The 18,003-nt window shown below is 35.0% G+C and carries 10 protein-coding genes; all 10 read left to right on the top strand.

Annotated features, from left to right (window positions below):
* Window positions 1–467 precede the first annotated feature (467 nt).
* The 10 genes from I5M07_RS09655 (at window position 468) to I5M07_RS09610 (ending at window position 17,991) form a co-directional block, all read left to right on the top strand.
* Window positions 468–6,626, top strand: a complete 6,159-nt coding sequence (locus I5M07_RS09655) for a T9SS type B sorting domain-containing protein (protein ID WP_200106232.1) — start codon at window positions 468–470, stop codon at window positions 6,624–6,626.
* 151 nt (window positions 6,627–6,777) lie between these two features.
* Complete coding sequence (locus I5M07_RS09650) at window positions 6,778–7,689, top strand: PorP/SprF family type IX secretion system membrane protein (RefSeq protein WP_200106231.1); 912 nt, start codon at window positions 6,778–6,780, stop codon at window positions 7,687–7,689.
* Between the two features lie 12 nt (window positions 7,690–7,701).
* Window positions 7,702–9,639: an OmpA family protein gene (locus I5M07_RS09645; protein ID WP_200106230.1), complete on the top strand. Its 1,938-nt coding sequence runs from the start codon at window positions 7,702–7,704 to the stop codon at window positions 9,637–9,639.
* A gap of 187 nt (window positions 9,640–9,826) precedes the next feature.
* Entirely contained in the window at window positions 9,827–11,365 is a 1,539-nt protein-coding gene (locus I5M07_RS09640) for an arylsulfatase (protein ID WP_200106229.1), read from the top strand.
* A gap of 102 nt (window positions 11,366–11,467) precedes the next feature.
* Window positions 11,468–12,442 carry an AAA family ATPase gene (locus I5M07_RS09635; RefSeq protein WP_200106228.1) on the top strand — a complete coding sequence of 325 codons (975 nt, stop codon included), beginning with the start codon at window positions 11,468–11,470 and terminating at the stop codon, window positions 12,440–12,442.
* Between the two features lie 16 nt (window positions 12,443–12,458).
* Window positions 12,459–13,394: a DUF58 domain-containing protein gene (locus tag I5M07_RS09630; protein ID WP_200106227.1), complete on the top strand. Its 936-nt coding sequence runs from the start codon at window positions 12,459–12,461 to the stop codon at window positions 13,392–13,394.
* Window position 13,395: 1 nt separating this feature from the next.
* Window positions 13,396–13,911, top strand: a complete 516-nt coding sequence (locus I5M07_RS09625; RefSeq protein WP_200106226.1) for a DUF4381 domain-containing protein — start codon at window positions 13,396–13,398, stop codon at window positions 13,909–13,911.
* Window positions 13,901–14,893 carry a VWA domain-containing protein gene (locus tag I5M07_RS09620; protein WP_200106225.1) on the top strand — a complete coding sequence of 331 codons (993 nt, stop codon included), beginning with the start codon at window positions 13,901–13,903 and terminating at the stop codon, window positions 14,891–14,893. The genes I5M07_RS09625 and I5M07_RS09620 overlap by 11 nt, the downstream gene beginning before the upstream one ends.
* Window positions 14,894–14,896: 3 nt before the next feature.
* Window positions 14,897–16,645, top strand: a complete 1,749-nt coding sequence (locus tag I5M07_RS09615) for a VWA domain-containing protein (protein WP_200106224.1) — start codon at window positions 14,897–14,899, stop codon at window positions 16,643–16,645.
* Window positions 16,639–17,991, top strand: a complete 1,353-nt coding sequence (locus tag I5M07_RS09610; RefSeq protein WP_200106223.1) for a BatD family protein — start codon at window positions 16,639–16,641, stop codon at window positions 17,989–17,991. The genes I5M07_RS09615 and I5M07_RS09610 overlap by 7 nt, the downstream gene beginning before the upstream one ends.
* Window positions 17,992–18,003: the final 12 nt, after the last annotated feature.

Genomic DNA, 18,003 nt, shown 5'->3' with positions numbered 1-18,003 from the left:
ATCTAAGATTTTTGCACTTGGTCGAAAGCTATAATATTTGAATAATTTACATTTTAACAATTTGAATATCAAATATTTAAAAAAACAAATCAATTTTAAAAATGGGTTATTGTTAATTCATTTTTTTAAGAACAATGCATCAAAATCAAACAAATTAATCTCCTTGAATGATGAATTTTAACATAAAAATAGCATTTTAACGATTTTTCAGGTTAGTTGTAGAACAAAATCGGCAATTTTAAAATTCTCCCTATACATTTGAATGTCTTTCAATTGAAATAAATTTCATTAACAACTTCCTTATTTCCCCAAAATAAGTTTAATGAAAGCCACCTACTCCTTTGTGACAAATTTTGGATCTATACTGTCCTTTTTTAGGTTATTAAAATTAAAAACAACTTAAAAAAATAGCTCCAAACAATACAATTACAATTTAAAATACCTCAATAATTAAAAAAGTTATGCGTATGCTTTCAAAAACTACCCTTCATTTACTTGTTTTCTTTGTTTGTTTTGGAAGTCTTTTTGCTCAAAATGACCCCGATCGTGTTGGTGGAACTGTTGAAATTGGAAAAGTAATTCCGTTTAGCATTACTACAGCTACTTCAAAAATGGCAAGCACTATGACTAATTCGATTACTGCTAAAACACAAAATACAAATTTGGAATGGCCGAATCCAGGTGCTGTTCATATTGAAAAAACGGCCGAAGCTACATCTGATTTAGACAAATGGAAAATTAATATTTTAGTACAAGGAAAAAATATCCCGAAAACAACTGATGTAGTTTTAATCATTGATAATTCGGGTAGTATGTCGGGAACCAAGATAGAAAGTACAAAAAATGCCGCAAAAACCTTTGTAACCCAACTTCTGAATAATTCATCTGAAATTCGAGTAGCAATTGTTACCATAAACTCTAAACTCACAGCAGGCTCTCCTGATTTAATTCAAAATTTTACCACTAATTCTAATTCTTTACATAGTGCTATTGATGGTATTTTGGCTCGTGGAGGAACAAATTTACAAGGTGGTTTTCATGCTGCTCGCATTTTATTGCAAAGTAGTAATGCAACAAACAAAACCGCTATCTTACTATCTGATGGTGACCCTACATATAGTTACGCATCAACTGTTAAAACTGACTTTGATTTAAATTGCGGAAATAAAAGCGGTTTTAATATATTAAAAAGTGATTTTGAAAATATTCATTTACAAATAACCCAAAGTGATTATAGCCAAGTTGTAGGAAATGCAAATGATTATAATCATACTTTATTTTCAAAAACTTTGAATTGTAACGGTAATAAAACTTTTGTAGCGGGAAACCATGGAATTCCTACCCAATACGAAGCAAATCTTTTACAAAATGAAGGCGTTGGCGTGTATACAATTGGTTTCCAGGTTGCCGCTGGAGAAAATGCCGAAAAAATATTAAAAGGATCCCAAAATAAAGGCTATTTTCCTGCGACTGAAACCAATATCGAAAGTGTTTATTCGCAAATTCGATCTAATATTGCGTATGCGGCAACTAATGCAGTTTTTACAGATCCGATGAGTACTTACATTGTTTTAGAAAGCGGTTCTACTCCTTCGTATTCCGTTTTACCTGATACCAGCGGCAATGTTGTGATTTCAAAAGGAAGTGTAACTTTTACACCAAACGGTTTCGTTTTAAATGATCCCAAAGACCCAACTAGCGGCAATAGCAATTTGGTTAAATGGAAAATTACATGGCATATTGGTACGGTTTCCGAATTAGGCGATAAAATGTACTATCCAGTTACCATGTCTCCAAATGTGAATCCTACCGTTTTATACGATGCGAACGAACAAACCTACATGGATTATACTGATGTTAACGGAAATACACATGCGCGCCAACAAACTCCCGATGATTTTACCATTCCTAAAGTAAGTGGCGGTAAAGGTTCCATCGAAATAATTTATTATACCGTTAACCAAAACGGCGAACCAATAAATAGTGCCGGCACAGTGGTTTCTCAAGAAAATGCGGTAAAATTAATTCCGGGAAACAGTTTTTACTTTACTTATACTAATTCAACCGCGTTAAATATCAATCAGACTTACCAAGTAATTCCAGATCCAACCTATAGTTATAACAATAAAAACTATCAATTGTATTGGGATTTAGGAAATCTTAATATTATGCCAACTGCAACCGAACCCAATAAAAAGGTATGGTTTGGTTACAGAGCAGATGCTAAACCTACCGCTTGCAATATGGAGTATTGTTTAAATGAAGTAGCGTCTCCCTTATCGGCCTCGCTTTCAAATGTCTCAAACAATTCGAAATTATTTTACTTTGATTCTTTAAACGGAGTTCCACAAACTAGCATTACACCACAAACGAATGAAGTAGGAGAAAAAACCTATTATGTTGCCGAAGGGCCATCGAGTGCTTTTTTAGGATCAAAAGTACCAATCAAAGTACTAGTCAATTCGGCTCCCACTATCGAATTGATTAAAAAAAACGACCTACTTTGCCATAGCAGTAATACAGGTAATATTGATATTGAAGTATGCAGCGGAACAGCTCCTTACACGTATAGTTGGACGAAAGACAATTTACCATTTAATGCCAGCGCACAAGATATTTCAAATTTAGCAGCTGGAAATTATGAAGTAAGGGTTACAGACAGTAAAGGTTGTTGTAGCACAAAATCGTTTATGATATGCCAGCCAAGCGAACCGCTTACCACAACTTTTACGCAGCAGAATGTGAGTTGTTTTAACGGTAGCGATGGCTCAGCAACTGTTGCTCCTAAAGGTGGAACAGGACATTATACTTACAATTGGTTTCCTTCAGGCGGATCGGCTTGTACCGCTAGCAATCTAAAATCTGGAACCTATACCGTAACCATTACCGATGAAAATGCTTGCAATATTAAACAAGAAATCATTATTCTAGATGGAGATAATACTAAGCCTGTTATTTCGCCTTTACCAGCTCCGATCACTATTTCTTGTAAGGATGTACCCCATTTTACAACAGCCACTGCAACTGATGAAAAGGGCACTATCGTTTCCTTAAATTATGTTGAAAAAACCATACCAGCTAATTGCGCCAACTCGTATTCCATAACCCGAACATGGACTGCTATAGATAATTGTGGAAATGAATCATTACCTGTTTGTCAAACCATTCATGTGGAAGATACTACAGCGCCAATTTGGTCAACCACTCTTCATTCTTTAGATAAAACCATCAAATGTTGCGATACAAATGCATTAACTGAAGCACAAGATGTAGCTCCAAAGGCTGTTGATGATTGTTCAGAAAATGCTATTACCATTCAAAAAACATGTGGCAAATTTATAACAGCAACAAATTGCGCCAATTCAGGAACCATCACCAATACTTGGATAGCAATCGATGCATGCGGAAAAACTTCGGAAGTTTTCACTCAAATTATAACCATCGAAGATACTACTGCACCAAAATTTGATACCGATTCATTGCCAACGGACATTATCGTTTCCTGCGATGCTATTCCTAGTCCCGCGAATGTATTGGCAAAAGACGATTGTAATACGAATGTAACGGTAGATTTTAAAGAAATGAAAACTCTTGTGGATAATAGTTGTAGCAGTAATTATACTTTAACGCGCACTTGGAAGGCATCAGATTGCTCAGGAAATACCTCTTGTTTTACCCAAACAATACTAGTAAAAGATACTACTGCTCCAACTGGAACTGCTCCAGAAAGCATTGCAAATTTGACAAGTATAAATCAAATTCCAACTCCATGTGTACATGCGATTACTGATGCAACCGACAATTGTGATGGAAATGTGAATATTGAAATTGCAGACCAAAATAATGGTGGTAGCGGTTGTTTGGGCAATCCGTATATTTTGACTAGAACTTATACTTTAAGTGACTGTTCGGGAAATAAAACCGAATTAAAACAAACTTTTACGGTTGAAAACAAATTATTTGTTCAAGGAATTGCTAGTCCTGTAAGCTGCTTTAATGGTAATGACGGTGCAATTGCTATTTCAAAAAGTGAAAATACAACAGTCGCGATTACTAACGAAAAAGGAGATAGAGTTTCTAACACCAATTTACCAGCAGGAACGTATACTTTAACCGCAACTTCTAGTGTAGGCAATACAAATAAGACTTGTAGCGTCTCAGAAACAGTAGTCATCACTCAACCTTTAAGTAAAGTAGGAATAGCTGGAAAAGTAATAAATATTACTACCAATTTACCACTTGCAAATGTACCCGTAACGCTCATTCCGCAAGGAAATACTCAAGGTAACATTCTTTTAAAAATAACAGATCAGAACGGTAATTATCAATTTACGAATGTACTGCCTGGTGATTATTTAGTGCAAGTTCAAGATGCTAATTTAAATAATGCGCAAGGGCTCTATCCTGCAAACTCCAGTTTGTATTTTACTAAATTAGAAGAATGTGCTTTTCAAATTCACGATTTTGAATATGAAAAATCTGCACTGCCAGTGTTAGGCGATTTTGTTTGGTATGATGTAAACAACAACGGAATTCAAGACGAATGGTATGATGCTAACAATGACGGGAAAGTAACTCAAAATATTCCTGATGAAAACGGCTATATTGATTACAGCAATTGGGAATGGATAGATTACAATGGTGACGGAAGTTATGCAGGCGCGCAAAATATTGGCGAACTAAATGCTGCTGGTTTTGGAAATGCAAAAAGTGTCAATATTATCATTACAGGACCAAATAATTATTATGATGAAGTAATAGTAGGAATTCAAGGATTTTGGCGAAACAGACCCGAACAATCCAATCCGTATGGAGCATATAAAATCGAATTAAAACAAGATGCAAATCTCAATAGCGTTTCCGAAGCTTTAGGTGCTACTGGATTGGTTAAAGTACTTCCAACTGCAAAACGCAGTACTAAATCAATATCAGGTAAATCGGCTAAAATTTCGTATCATACAGAATGTAATTCCACCAATACCTCTTTCTATAATGTTGTGATATCGGCTCAAGATTTAGTTCATTTAGACAATGATTTTGGTATAAGTTGTAAAACCGTTACAGATGTTATCGCCATCGATGATAATGCTGGTACTTGGGTCGGGATCAATAAAATTACTCCCAATGTAATTAACGTATTGACAAATGACAAGTGGAACGATGTACCTGCTACTTTATCCAATATTACGTTAACAACCCTAACGCCAAATCCTTTTTTACAATTAAATCCAGATGGAAGTATCGCTATTTTAGCAAATGCACCAAAAGGGATTCAGACTTTGGTTTATCAAATTTGTGATTTAAATGACAACTCCATTTGTGCTACCGCTACAGTAACCGTAACTATTGAAGCTCCTAAAATGGATGTTATAGCCAACGGAATTTGCGTAAATGATGTTCCTTATTTAGAATATACTGTAACACCAACAAATTTTACTTCAACAGAAGGCGTAACAATTACTTGGAAAGATGCATCTAATAAGACCATTAGCACTATGACTAACCTTTCTTTAAGTGGTCGCATATTGTGGCCGGGTGCGGTAGTTGATTCTACCGGAAAAGGAATGGATTGGCCTGGATGGGTTAAACAAGATGATCAATGGGTTCAAACTGCAGATGGTTTTGAAGGTTTACGACCTACTGCTACCCTAGTATTTTCGGTAAATCCAGAACAAACAGTAGTAGTTAATTATCCTCCATCCGATCCGATGTGTACAGCTCGTCCAACTTTTGCAATTGATGCCGTAAACGACAAACCCTCGCCAGTTAGCAGTTTATTAGGAGGAACAAATATTAGTAATATTTTTAATAATGATACGCTAAATGGTCAACTAGTTCTTTCTACGACTGTGGATTTAACTGTACTTTCAGCACCTATTAACGGTATTAAAGTAAATCCAAATGGAACTGTTGATGTAGCTCCAGAAACTCCACCGGGAATTTATATTATAACCTATCAAATTTGCGAAAAATCCGATAATGGCAACTGCGACCAAGCAACAGTGACTATCACCGTAATTGACAATCAAACCCAAACAATTTCTCTAAAGGCTTGTAACGACGATAGCACCGTATTGGATTTGTTAACGCTTCTTCCAAATAATACACCGACTAATGGTACGTGGAGGGATAAAAGCACTTCTAATTCTTTAGAAGGATCCTTATTTTCATCTCTCGGTTTAAGTGTAAGAACGTATGTGTTTGAGTATACAATTTCTAATGAAAATTATAACCAAATCTATATTATCAATATGGAAATTAATGATGATTGTAAAGTTTTACCTGCTCCACCAATCTGTGCTGATTTAGTGCCTCATAATGCGATTTCACCTAATGGTGACCATAAAAATGATTTGTTTATTATTGATAATATTGACGAAATAGGCTGTTATCCAGAAAATAACGTTCAAATTTTTAACCGTTGGGGAATATTAGTTTTTGAAACAACAAATTACAATAATACCACTAATTATTTTGATGGAAAGTCCCGAGGAAGGTCAACCATAAACAAATCTGATGATTTGCCAACAGGTACTTATTTCTACCTCATTCAGTATTCCACAACCGATTCTGATGGGAAACTTATTCCAAAAAAACAAGATGGCTTTTTATATCTTTCTAAATAAATGAACTTTTATACAAGCAGGTAAAAGGCTTAAAAATTCATTTTTTGGCTTATAATTAATAAAAAAAAACCTATTTTTGGGATTACATTCACTATTTAAATGTGATGACCAAAAAATAGCCTCAATACTAATTTAATAATAGATATCTCACATGAAAGCAAAAATATTTTCTCTATTGCTGATATTTACCGCCTTATACAGTTTTGCACAACAAGATTCACAATTTACACAATACATGTACAACACCATAACTATAAATCCCGCTTATGCAGGATCGCGTGGTGCAATGAGTGTTTTTGGAATGTACCGTGCACAATGGGTTGGTTTAGATGGAGCACCTAAAACAAGTGCTTTTTCTCTTCATACACCGTTAAACAACAACAGACTCGGAATAGGTGTTTCGATTATAAACGATAAAATTGGTCCAACAAACCAAACCGATATTGCGGCAGATTTATCGTATACTGTTCCCACTTCTGAAACTTTTAAATTATCATTCGGAATTAAAGCATCTGCTAATATTTTCAATTTAGATATTAATAAATTAAATCCAGCCGATCAAAATGACCCTCAATTTCAAAATTTTGATAGCGATTTCAAACCCAATATCGGGGCAGGAGTTTATTGGCATTCTGATCGTTTTTATTTGGGATTATCGGTACCAAATTTTATTCAAACAGATCATTACAGCGATAACGATGTTGCCATTTATACCGAAAAAATGAACTTTTATTTGATTTCAGGTTATGTGTTTGATTTGAGTCGGGAAATTAAGTTTAAACCGGCCGTATTAAGCAAAATGGTTGCTGGAGCACCTTTGCAAGTCGATGTATCTGCAAACTTTATGTTTAATGAAAAATTTGTTTTAGGGATGGCCTACAGATGGAGTGCTGCCTTTAGTGCTATGGCTGGTTTTCAAATTTCGGATGGATTATATATTGGCTATGCTTATGATAACGAAACGACCGATTTAAATCGCTACAGTTATGGCTCACACGAAGTCTTTTTGCGATATGATTTCATTAAAAACAATAGTAGAATGACTACTCCACGTTTCTTCTAAAAATTCAATTTTATGAAAAATTCTATACTCTTTTATTTTGCCTTAATAAGTGTTTTTTCATTTCATTGTACCGCTCAGCAAAATCAAATTGCAACCGCAGACAAACAATACCGAAACTATGCTTATGTAGATGCAATCAAAACTTATGAAAGAATTGCTAATAAAGGTTATAAATCAGATGATGTGTTTAAAAAACTAGGAAATGCCTACTACTTTAATTCGCAATATGAAGATGCTGCCAAATGGTACCAACAACTTTTTGCAATGACGAAAAACGTAGAACCCGAATATTTCTACCGTTATGCACAATCCTTAAAAGCTACCGGAAACACCGATAAAGCCACCGAAATTTTAGAAGAATTCAACCATCGAACTCACGGCGATCTTAGAGCCAAACTTCTAACCGAAGACCGTGATTATCTGAGTCAGATTAAAGCCAACTCAGGAAGATACAACATCAACAACACCGATATCAACAGCAAATATTCTGATTATGGTACCGCATTTTATCTAAACAAAATTGTTTTTACTTCAGCACGAGATACAGGCAATTTTATGCAGCGCAAACACAAATGGACGGGCGAGTATTTTACTAATTTATACACAGCCGATTTGGATGAAAATTTTAATCCAGCCAATGTTAAAAAATTCGATAAAAAAATCAACACTAAATTCCACGAAGCCACTCCTGTATTCACAAAAGATGGCTCGACAGTATATTTTACAAGAAACAATTACAATCACGGAAAAAAAAGAAAAGATGCCAATAACACTACTTTAGTTAAAATTTACAAAGCAACTTTAAAAGACAACAAATGGAATGATGTAACCGAATTGCCTTTTAATAGCGATAGTTACAGCACAGCTCATCCTACCTTGAGTGCAGATGAAAAAACATTGTATTTCGCATCGGATATGCCAGGCGGAAAAGGCCAATCAGATTTGTATAAAGTGGCTCTAAACTATGATGGTACTTTTGGAAAACCAATCAATTTAGGAAAAGAAATCAATACCGAAGGAAAAGAAACTTTCCCCTACATAACCAATGAAAATGAATTGTATTTTGCCTCCGATGGTCATCCTGGATTAGGCGGACTGGATGTTTTTGTGGCTAAACTTGATGAAAACGGGAATCCAAAAGACGTACAAAATGTAGGTGCAGATATAAACTCCCCAAAGGATGATTTTGCCTATATTATTGATACCCCTTCTCGAAATGGATTTTACAGTTCAAACAAAGAAGGAGGTAATGGAAATGATGATATTTATAAATTTCTTGAAACCAAAAAATTACTTTGTAAGCAAGAACTCTACGGCGTTATCACCGATCAAGAAACCGGAATTATTTTACCAAAAACCAAAGTTTCTCTTTTTAATAGTGAAGCTGAGTTTATAACCTCAACTGTTTCGGACACACTTGGAAATTATTCCTTAGAAATTGAATGCGGAAAAGACTATAACGTACGAGCCGAAAAAACAGATTATCACACTAAAGAATTATTGGTCACAGTAGGCGAATTTACAGGACGAACTAATTTACCTATTGCTTTGGAATCTTCTAAATGCAAAGTAGTTGTTGGTGACGATTTAGGAAAATGTTTTGGCATTAAAATGATTTATTTTGATTTAGACAAATCGAATATTACGGAGGCTGCAGCATTGGATTTAGAAAAAATATTAGATGTTTTAAATGAAAATCCAAACATGAAACTGGATATTCGCTCCCATACCGACAGTCGTGCCACCAAAGAATACAATTTAAATTTATCCGAACGCAGAGCAGAATCTACCATCAAATGGTTGGTGAAAAACGGAATTAACAAATCGCGTTTAACTGGAAAAGGGTATGGCGAAAGTGAATTGGTCAATGGTTGTTCAGATGGCGTAAAATGTTCAGAAGCTGAACATCAAATGAATAGAAGAAGCGAATTTATTGTAACTGCGCTCTAACTCATGAAAATGTTAAATAATAAAATCTTAAACTATTTTTAAAATTTTAATAATATTCTTCTAAAAATTACTATTAACTTAGTACTATTATCTTTACAATTAATATAAAACAAATCTTAAAACTTTCTTTGTATTAATTGTAAATGTTAAAAAAACTCTACTTTATTTATAATTAATTAGCTGCATTATGACAAAAAAATTCACAAAATTACTGTATGTGTGCCTGTTGCTTCCTGTGATGGTAACTGCACAGAAAAAACCCAATATCTTAGTTATTTGGGGGGATGACATTGGTCAATCTAACATTAGTGCATATACGATGGGAATGGTTGGTTACAAAACGCCTAATATCGATCGTATTGCCAAAGAAGGAGCTATTTTTACTGACTATTATGCAGAACAAAGTTGTACTGCTGGTCGTTCTTCTTTTATTTTAGGACAAAGTGTTTTTAGATCGGGGCTCAGTAAAGTGGGAATGCCTGGTGCAAAAGAAGGAATTAGCGAAAAGGATCCAACTATTGCAGAAATGCTTAAGCCGTTAGGTTATGCAACAGGACAATTTGGTAAAAATCACTTAGGTGATCGTGACGAACATTTACCAACTAATCATGGTTTTGATGAATTTTTTGGTAACCTGTATCATTTAAATGCAGAAGAAGAACCAGAATTGCGTGATTATCCAGATCCAAAAAAATATCCTGATTTCCGAAAAAAATATGGACCAAGAGGTGTAATTCATTCTTATTCAGATGGTAAAATAGAAGACACAGGACCATTAACTAAAAAAAGAATGGAAACCATTGACGATGAAAGTGTGGCTGCTGCAGAAAAATTCATTCGTGCTACGGTTAAATCTGGAAAACCGTTTTTTGTTTGGTGGAACGGAACTCGTATGCACTTTAGAACGCATGTAAAAGCAGAACTTACTGGAATTTCTGGACAAAATGAATACGGAGACGGTATGGTGGAGCACGATATGCATGTAGGTAAATTACTAGCTTTGTTAGATGAACTTGGTGTAGCAGATAATACCATTGTACAATATTCTACTGACAACGGACCTCATAAAAATTCATGGCCAGATGCAGCTGTAAACCCTTTTAGAGGAGAGAAAAACACCAACTGGGAAGGTGGATGGAGAGTTCCTGCTATGTTAAGATGGCCAGGTCATATTAAACCAGGACTAATAGTAAATGATATGATGTCTGGGATGGATTGGTTTCCAACATTTGTAGCGGCTGCTGGAAATAAAAATGTAACTAGCGAATTATTAAAAGGAAAAACAGCTAACGGACGTTCTTATAAAGTACATTTAGACGGATATAACTTTTTACCGCTTTTAACAGGTGAAACGAAAGAAGGACCTAGACATGAATTGTTTTATTTCTCAGATGATGGAGATTTAACCGCGTTACGTTATGATGATTGGAAATTAATCTTTATGGAACAAAGAATGGCAGGTACTTTAGGTGTATGGGCAAATCCATTTACTCCTTTAAGAGTTCCGTTAATTTTTAATCTAAGAAGAGATCCTTACGAACAAGCGAGTATAACTTCAAATACCTATTATGATTGGGTATTAGATCATGTCTTCTTATTAGTACCAGCACAAGACATTGTGGGTGAGTTCTTAGGTACTTTTAAAGATTATCCTCCTAGAATGAAAGCGGCTAGCTTTAGTTTAGATAAAGTAATGGACCAACTTTCAACTCCAGTAAGTAAATAATACATCAATAAGGAAAAGCTGATAAAATGGTGACGTTTTATCAGCTTTTTTTATTTAAAACTAAAAAATTCACTACTAATTTCCATCATTAAACGCATTGTTATGACACCATATGAATCTATTAGTAAGCTACAATCCGCAATGTCAGCTTCTATAATTGGCCAAGAAAATTTGGTTAATCGCTTAATCTTAGTACTGCTTGCCGATGGTAATATGCTTTTAGAAGGTCTTCCTGGTTTGGCCAAAACAAGGGCTATTAAAACATTATCAAAACATTTGGATTGTGAGTTAAGTCGTATTCAATTTACCCCCGATTTATTGCCAACCGATATTACTGGTACCGAAATTTACCAACCTTCGGAAAATGAAAAATTCATTTTTCAACAAGGGCCAATTTTCAGTAATCTAATTTTAGCGGATGAGATAAATCGTGCTCCTGCCAAAGTACAATCAGCACTTTTGGAAGCGATGGAAGAACGCCAAGTTACGGTTGCAGGAAAAACGTATAAAATGGACAATTTATTCATGGTCATGGCAACCCAAAACCCCATTGAACAAGAGGGAACTTATCCGTTACCCGAAGCACAAATGGACCGTTTTCTGATGCATGTAATTATTGATTATCCTGACGATAAAGCCGAATTAAGCATTTTACGTTTGAATAAAAAAGAACAACAAAATACTTTAAAAGAGTCTAAATCGGTTCCAGAAACCATTCCGCAACAAGCCGTTTTTGATGCTCGTGCAGAAATTAATCAAGTAAAAGTAAGCGAAGAAATTGAAAAATATATGGTGAGTTTGGTATCCGCTACCCGATATCCCGATCGTTTTGACAAAGAATTAGCTCAATGGATTGACTTTGGAGCGAGTCCTCGTGGAACGATTGCTTTAGATCGTTGTAGTCGTGTAAATGCTTGGATGGAAGGAAAAGATTTTGTTTCTCCAGATAATGTTCATGCCATTATTAAAGATGTGTTGCGCCACCGAATAGCCTTAACTTATAAAGCGAGAGCCGAAGGAATTTCTGTGAATCAAGTCATTGACAAAATTTTAGAAGTAGTAGCTGTTGTAGCTTAATTTAGAAAAAAGACTTATGGATTCTAGCAACAAATCAGAAAATATTTTTTTGACATTGGAACACTTGTTAAAATTTGAGTGGCTCAAAACGGTGCTGAATTTTAATGTGGGGCAACAAAAATCAAAAAGTGTTTTTTCAGGTCGTTATGCTTCTCGCTTGCGCGGAAGAGGTTTGGACTTTGAAGAAGCTAGACCATACGTTATTGGAGATGATATTCGAAATATTGATTGGAAAGTAACCGCCAAAACCGGTAGCACGCACACCAAAGTTTTTACAGAAGAAAAAGAAAAACCGGCTTTTATATTTGTCGACCAATCAGAAACCATGGGATTTGGTTCCGTTCTTAAAACAAAAGCGGTAGTTGCGGGCGAATTGGCTGCCATTGCGGCCTATAAAATTCTAAAAGGTGGCGACCGAATTGGAGGTATGGTTTCCAGCGGTGCTACTTATGACATCATCACACCCAAAAGAGGTCAACGCAATATGCTGCAATTCTTTGAAAAAATTGTAAATGCCAACCAAGAAATTTACAACCAAAAACCTTTTGATTATGGTGCTTCTTTAAAAGAAATGATTGCTAAACTAGAAAACGTGATTACCCACGATTTTTTAGTTATTGTCATAAGCGATTTTCACAATTACCACCCTACTACACTTCAATATTTAAGTTTTCTTTCTCAACATAATGATGTTGTTTTAATTAAAATTTTTGACCCGATGGAAGAGCATATTCCTGACGAAAAAATTTCATTAACCAACCGTAACAAACAAATTACTGTGGGCACAAAAAACACACCTATTGCAACAAAATTAAAAGATGATTTTAAAAGTAATTACGAACGTTTTCGCGAAGAAGTAGAAAAATATGGTATTACGCTTTTTAAAATAAATACAGTAGATACTATAGAAGAACAATTAATTAATTGGTTTAGCCAATACAAACCAAGATAAAATGATGTTTTTAACTTTATATAATAGCATTTTCATCCAAGAGACGCCTTTGGACGATGATTTGGTTTTGGGAGAAATCATAGAGCCTACTCCTATTCCCTTTTCTTTTGATACCATCGGTTGGAAAGTGGTATTTTTTTGTATTGCTGTTCTTTTCGCTTATATCATTTATCGTATTTATATCAATTATAAAAAGAAAAGTTATTTGCGGGAAGCGGTTGCTGCTGTGCAAAATCTTTCTAATAAAGAATTAGAAACCGTCACCTTTATAGAAGGGATTTTATTTATTTTAAAAGATACTGCCATTCAAACATTTGGCAGACAAGAAGTAGCCGCTTTACATGGTGAAAAATGGCTGAGCTTCTTAGATGCTAAAGTGGCAAATTCCAATTTCAAAGCCCAAGAGAATGTTATTTTCGATGTGCTTTACAAAAATGAAATACAGCCAAATGTTACTTTTAATAAAGAAGAATTTAGTAATAAAAGTATAAATTGGATTAAACAACATGCCAGATAATTTTCAATTTGCCTATCCGTTAGTAATCCTTCTACTGCCATTACCTTTGTTGGTTTATTGGCTGTTACCTGCTATAAAAAATAGAAATACGGCCTTACGTTTTCCGTATTTTGATAGAGCTGCGGCACTTTCTAAACAAAAACCCAAAAAAGCCTCTTTTATCAAAAAAAGAAGTTGGTTCTCTTGGATTGTCATGTACGCTATTTGGATGTTACTTTTATTAGCTTTGGCTTCTCCTCAATTGGTTGGCAAACCCGAAAAGAAAATAAAAACGGCTCGTAATTTCTTAATTGCTGCCGATATTTCTTTTAGTATGGCCAATACTGATTGGTTTATCGACGGTAGACGCACCACTAGATGGAATGCTGTTAAGGATATTATGAAAGATTTTGTAACCGAACGAAAAAGTGATCGCATGGGATTGGTTTTCTTTGGTTCAAATGCTTATATCCAAGCGCCTTTTACTTCCGATTTAAAAACCGTTGAAACCTTATTGGATGAAACCGAAGTGGGAATGGCAGGTCAAATGACCAATATTGGGAAAGCTGTCGTTAAAGGAATGGACTTGTTTCAGCGTGATACCATTAAACAAAAAGTAATTTTATTACTCACCGATGGTGTCGATAGCGGTACCGAAATTTTACCTCTCGACGCTGCCAATTTAGCCAAAAATGATTCGATTGTTATTTATACTGTAGGGATTGGGGACCCAAATAGTTCTGGTTCCGACTTGGACGAACGCACTCTCCAAGAAATTGCCAGCATGACCGATGGTAAATATTTTAGAGCAAAAGACACCAAAGCTTTACAAAATATTTACAAGGAATTGGATACGCTAGAACCTATTGAATATGAAGAAGATTCGTTTACACCCAAAACACTTTTGTATTATATCCCGTTAGGAATCGCATTAGCACTGGCTATTTTTTCGGTTTTAATAACGAATTTAATTGTACTTATCAAACGTTTAAAAAATAGGTAGTTTATGGAGGTTTGGAAAAACATAGATTGGAAAGAATTTCATTTCTTACGTCCCGAATATCTTTGGATGGGTATTCCTATGCTCCTAATTATTGTACTTGGAATTTTATTGTATGGAAGAACGAATCCTTGGAAAAAAAAGATTGCCAAACATTTACAGCCCTACGTTATTCAAAAAGGAACGACTTGGAAATCGCGATTCATTCATTTTTCACTTTTGATTTTATTTGCGATTGGTTTTGTTGCTTTTTTGGGTCCAACATGGAATAAAGAAAAATCTCCAGCCAAAAAAGTGGCTACTAAATTGGTCATCGCCTTGGATTTATCTCAAAGTATGTTGGCTACCGATATCTCGCCAAATCGTTTGGAATATGCAAAATTTAAAATAACCGATTTTTTAAAAGCCAATCCGCGAGCAGAAACCGCTTTGATTGTTTTTTCGGCCTCATCACACACCGTTGTGCCTTTTACTACCGATTATAAAATCATAACCGATAATTTAGATGGCTTACAGCCGCACATGATGCCAAGAAGAGGAACTGGTTTTAAAGCCTTATTTTCAAAAGTTCAAAGTGTTTTAACCTCTACGGAAGTGCCTAGTACTTTATTATTAATTACCGATGATTTAGACGGTGTTAGTATTCCAGAAGTGACTGCTTTTCTCGAAAATCAAAACTGTAAGATTAATTTTTACCCTTTTGCTAGTGAAAGCGGTGCCAATGTACCTTCTTTCAGCAATCACAAAGTGGCTTTGCGAAGTGGGGGAAAAATAGTGCATTCCGCTTTGATAATGGATAAGGTTAAACAATTAGAAGCCATAGAAAAAGTTAGCGTAATGCAACCCACTTTAGATAAAAGTGATGTCAAAAAAATGGCTACAGACATTAGCGATCATCTTATGTTTGACAAAAATTCGGATAAGAAAGATGAAAATTGGCAAGACAACGGCTATTGGTTACTCATTCCGCTAATGGCATTGTTTCTTTTTTGCTTCCGAAAAGGATGGAGTTTAATGGCGGTTTTATTGCTCGTTTCCTTGAGTTCTTGTAATGGTATTGAGGATAAAACCAAAGCAAAGTTTAAAAATTTTCAATTTGCCGATTTGTGGTACACCAAAGAATATCAAGCCCAACAAGAATATGACAAAAAAAATTATTTGAAAGCGGCCAAAAACTTCAAAGACCCGATGCACAAAGGAGTTGCCTATTATAAAGCCGGAAATCTTATTCAGGCTCGAAATGCATTTCGAAAAGATACAACTGCTGAAGGACAATACAATTTGGGACTTACCTATGCTAAACTTGGTGATTTGGAGCGAGCTGAAAGTGTTTTTAAAACCTTAGTAGCGGAAAATCCATCAATAACACAAGCCCAACAGAATTTGCAAAAAATTCAAGAAGCAATGTTAAAAGTAGATAAAATGTCGGTTGATGAAAAGAAAGTGGGAAAGGTAAAACCCAATGTTAAAAATAAACAAAACGATTCTAACGAAGATTTAGGTGGTGGTGGGCAGAAAGCAACCAAAAAAGACATGCAAACCAAGCGCCAAGAAGAAGAGGTGGCTACAGGAAAAAGAAAAGGCAAGGAATTAGACGAGCTTCCGGATGACTTTAAATCAGGAAAAGGTTCAATTCCAAAAAATATTTTAATGCGAAAAGTAGACGATGATCCTGCCTTATTTTTAAAGAAAAAATTCAATTATCAAGTTAAGAAACGACAAGTAGAGGTCGAAAAAACGCCAACAGCATGGTAAAGAAACTCAAAATAGTACTTTTTCTATTTTTGATCGGCCACTCTTTTGGATACGGTCAAAAGATGATGAGTTATGTCACCATAAACCATCAGCAAGCCTATATGGGACAACCGATCGAAATGACGGTTTCTGCTTATACGAGCACCTGGTTTACAGCAGGTGTTGATGTTGGAAATATTCAAATTGAAGGGGCTTTAAACGTGTATTTTAGATCCGTTTCTAATTCGAAAGACATTAACGGTACCCATTATGCAGGTGTCGATTTGATTTTTCATATTTTTCCAACAAAAGAAGGAAAAATTACTATTCCAAAAATTGGTATCCATGTTGAGTCGCCAAAAGACGGCGATTATAAAGGCATAAAACACATACTATATACACGTCCAAAAACCATTACTGTAAAACCCGTACCATTGGGTTACGACCCTACAAATTGGTTAGCGGCAGGAAACTTAAGCATTAATCAACAATGGAGTCGTTCGTTACAAGGCATTAAAGTTGGTGATGTCGTTATCCGAAAAATAACAAGAAGTGCAGCGGGAACCGTAGGCGAATTTATTCCTGCTGTGAAATGGGATTCGGTGGCAGGAGTTAGTATTTATCCAAAACGCCCGTACATCAATACGAATAAAAGTAAGTTGGCCGTTTCGGCAAGTAGAACAGAAAGTGCCAATTATTTATTTGAAAAAGAAGGAAAAGTAACCCTACCCCGTATTGAATTTGTGTATTGGAATTATGCCAACCGCCGATTTTACAAAAGATATATTGATGCCGTAACAATTACTGTAGCGCCAAATCCTGATTTAAAAATGCTATCGACACTCAAAAAGCAGCTGAGTGCTGAAAGCGGTATTGAAGAAAAAGAAAAGCCTTTTTTAATACTCGGAATGACCGTAGAAGAGTTTTTAAAATTAGTAGCTTTAGTTGTAATCGTGCTATATGTGGTTTATAAAATAGCTCAAAAAACCATTCCGATTATAAAAGAAAAATATACTGATTTCATTCAATCGGAAAAATATGCATTCAGAAAAGCCTTAAAATCTGTAAATTCAAAAAATGAGTATACTATTTTTCAAAAACTCAAAATTTGGATTGGAAAGCTAAATCCAGAAATAGAAAATTTCAGTGCTTTTGTAGCGCAATATGGTACAGAAGAATTACAACAACAATTTATCCTATTTGAACAACAGTTTGAAACTAAAGTAGCGAAAACGTCCACCTTTGATGCATCCCTTTTCAAAAAAGAACTAAAAAAATCACGAAAAAACTATTTTGAGGAAACGAAAAAAATTCATGATGCTAAAAATAAAATAGCGGAAAAAAAATGGATTAATCCGATAAAATAAAATTAAAAACAA

The sequence above is a fragment of the Flavobacterium agrisoli genome (assembly GCF_016522065.1).
GTDB lineage: Bacteria > Bacteroidota > Bacteroidia > Flavobacteriales > Flavobacteriaceae > Flavobacterium > Flavobacterium agrisoli.
This window is presented reverse-complemented; position numbering and strand designations above follow the sequence as displayed.

Bases quoted from the DNA above. Each gene is read 5' to 3' on its own strand.
- I5M07_RS09645 (WP_200106230.1), top strand. From the start codon at position 7,702: ATGAAAAATTCTATACTCTTTTATTTTGCCTTAATAAGTGTTTTTTCA.
- I5M07_RS09615 (WP_200106224.1), top strand. From the start codon at position 14,897: ATGGAGGTTTGGAAAAACATAGATTGGAAAGAATTTCATTTCTTACGT.
- I5M07_RS09610 (WP_200106223.1), top strand. From the start codon at position 16,639: ATGGTAAAGAAACTCAAAATAGTACTTTTTCTATTTTTGATCGGCCAC.
- I5M07_RS09650 (WP_200106231.1), top strand. From the start codon at position 6,778: ATGAAAGCAAAAATATTTTCTCTATTGCTGATATTTACCGCCTTATAC.
- I5M07_RS09635 (WP_200106228.1), top strand. From the start codon at position 11,468: ATGACACCATATGAATCTATTAGTAAGCTACAATCCGCAATGTCAGCT.
- I5M07_RS09630 (WP_200106227.1), top strand. From the start codon at position 12,459: ATGGATTCTAGCAACAAATCAGAAAATATTTTTTTGACATTGGAACAC.
- I5M07_RS09625 (WP_200106226.1), top strand. From the start codon at position 13,396: ATGATGTTTTTAACTTTATATAATAGCATTTTCATCCAAGAGACGCCT.
- I5M07_RS09655 (WP_200106232.1), top strand. From the start codon at position 468: ATGCTTTCAAAAACTACCCTTCATTTACTTGTTTTCTTTGTTTGTTTT.
- I5M07_RS09620 (WP_200106225.1), top strand. From the start codon at position 13,901: ATGCCAGATAATTTTCAATTTGCCTATCCGTTAGTAATCCTTCTACTG.
- I5M07_RS09640 (WP_200106229.1), top strand. From the start codon at position 9,827: ATGACAAAAAAATTCACAAAATTACTGTATGTGTGCCTGTTGCTTCCT.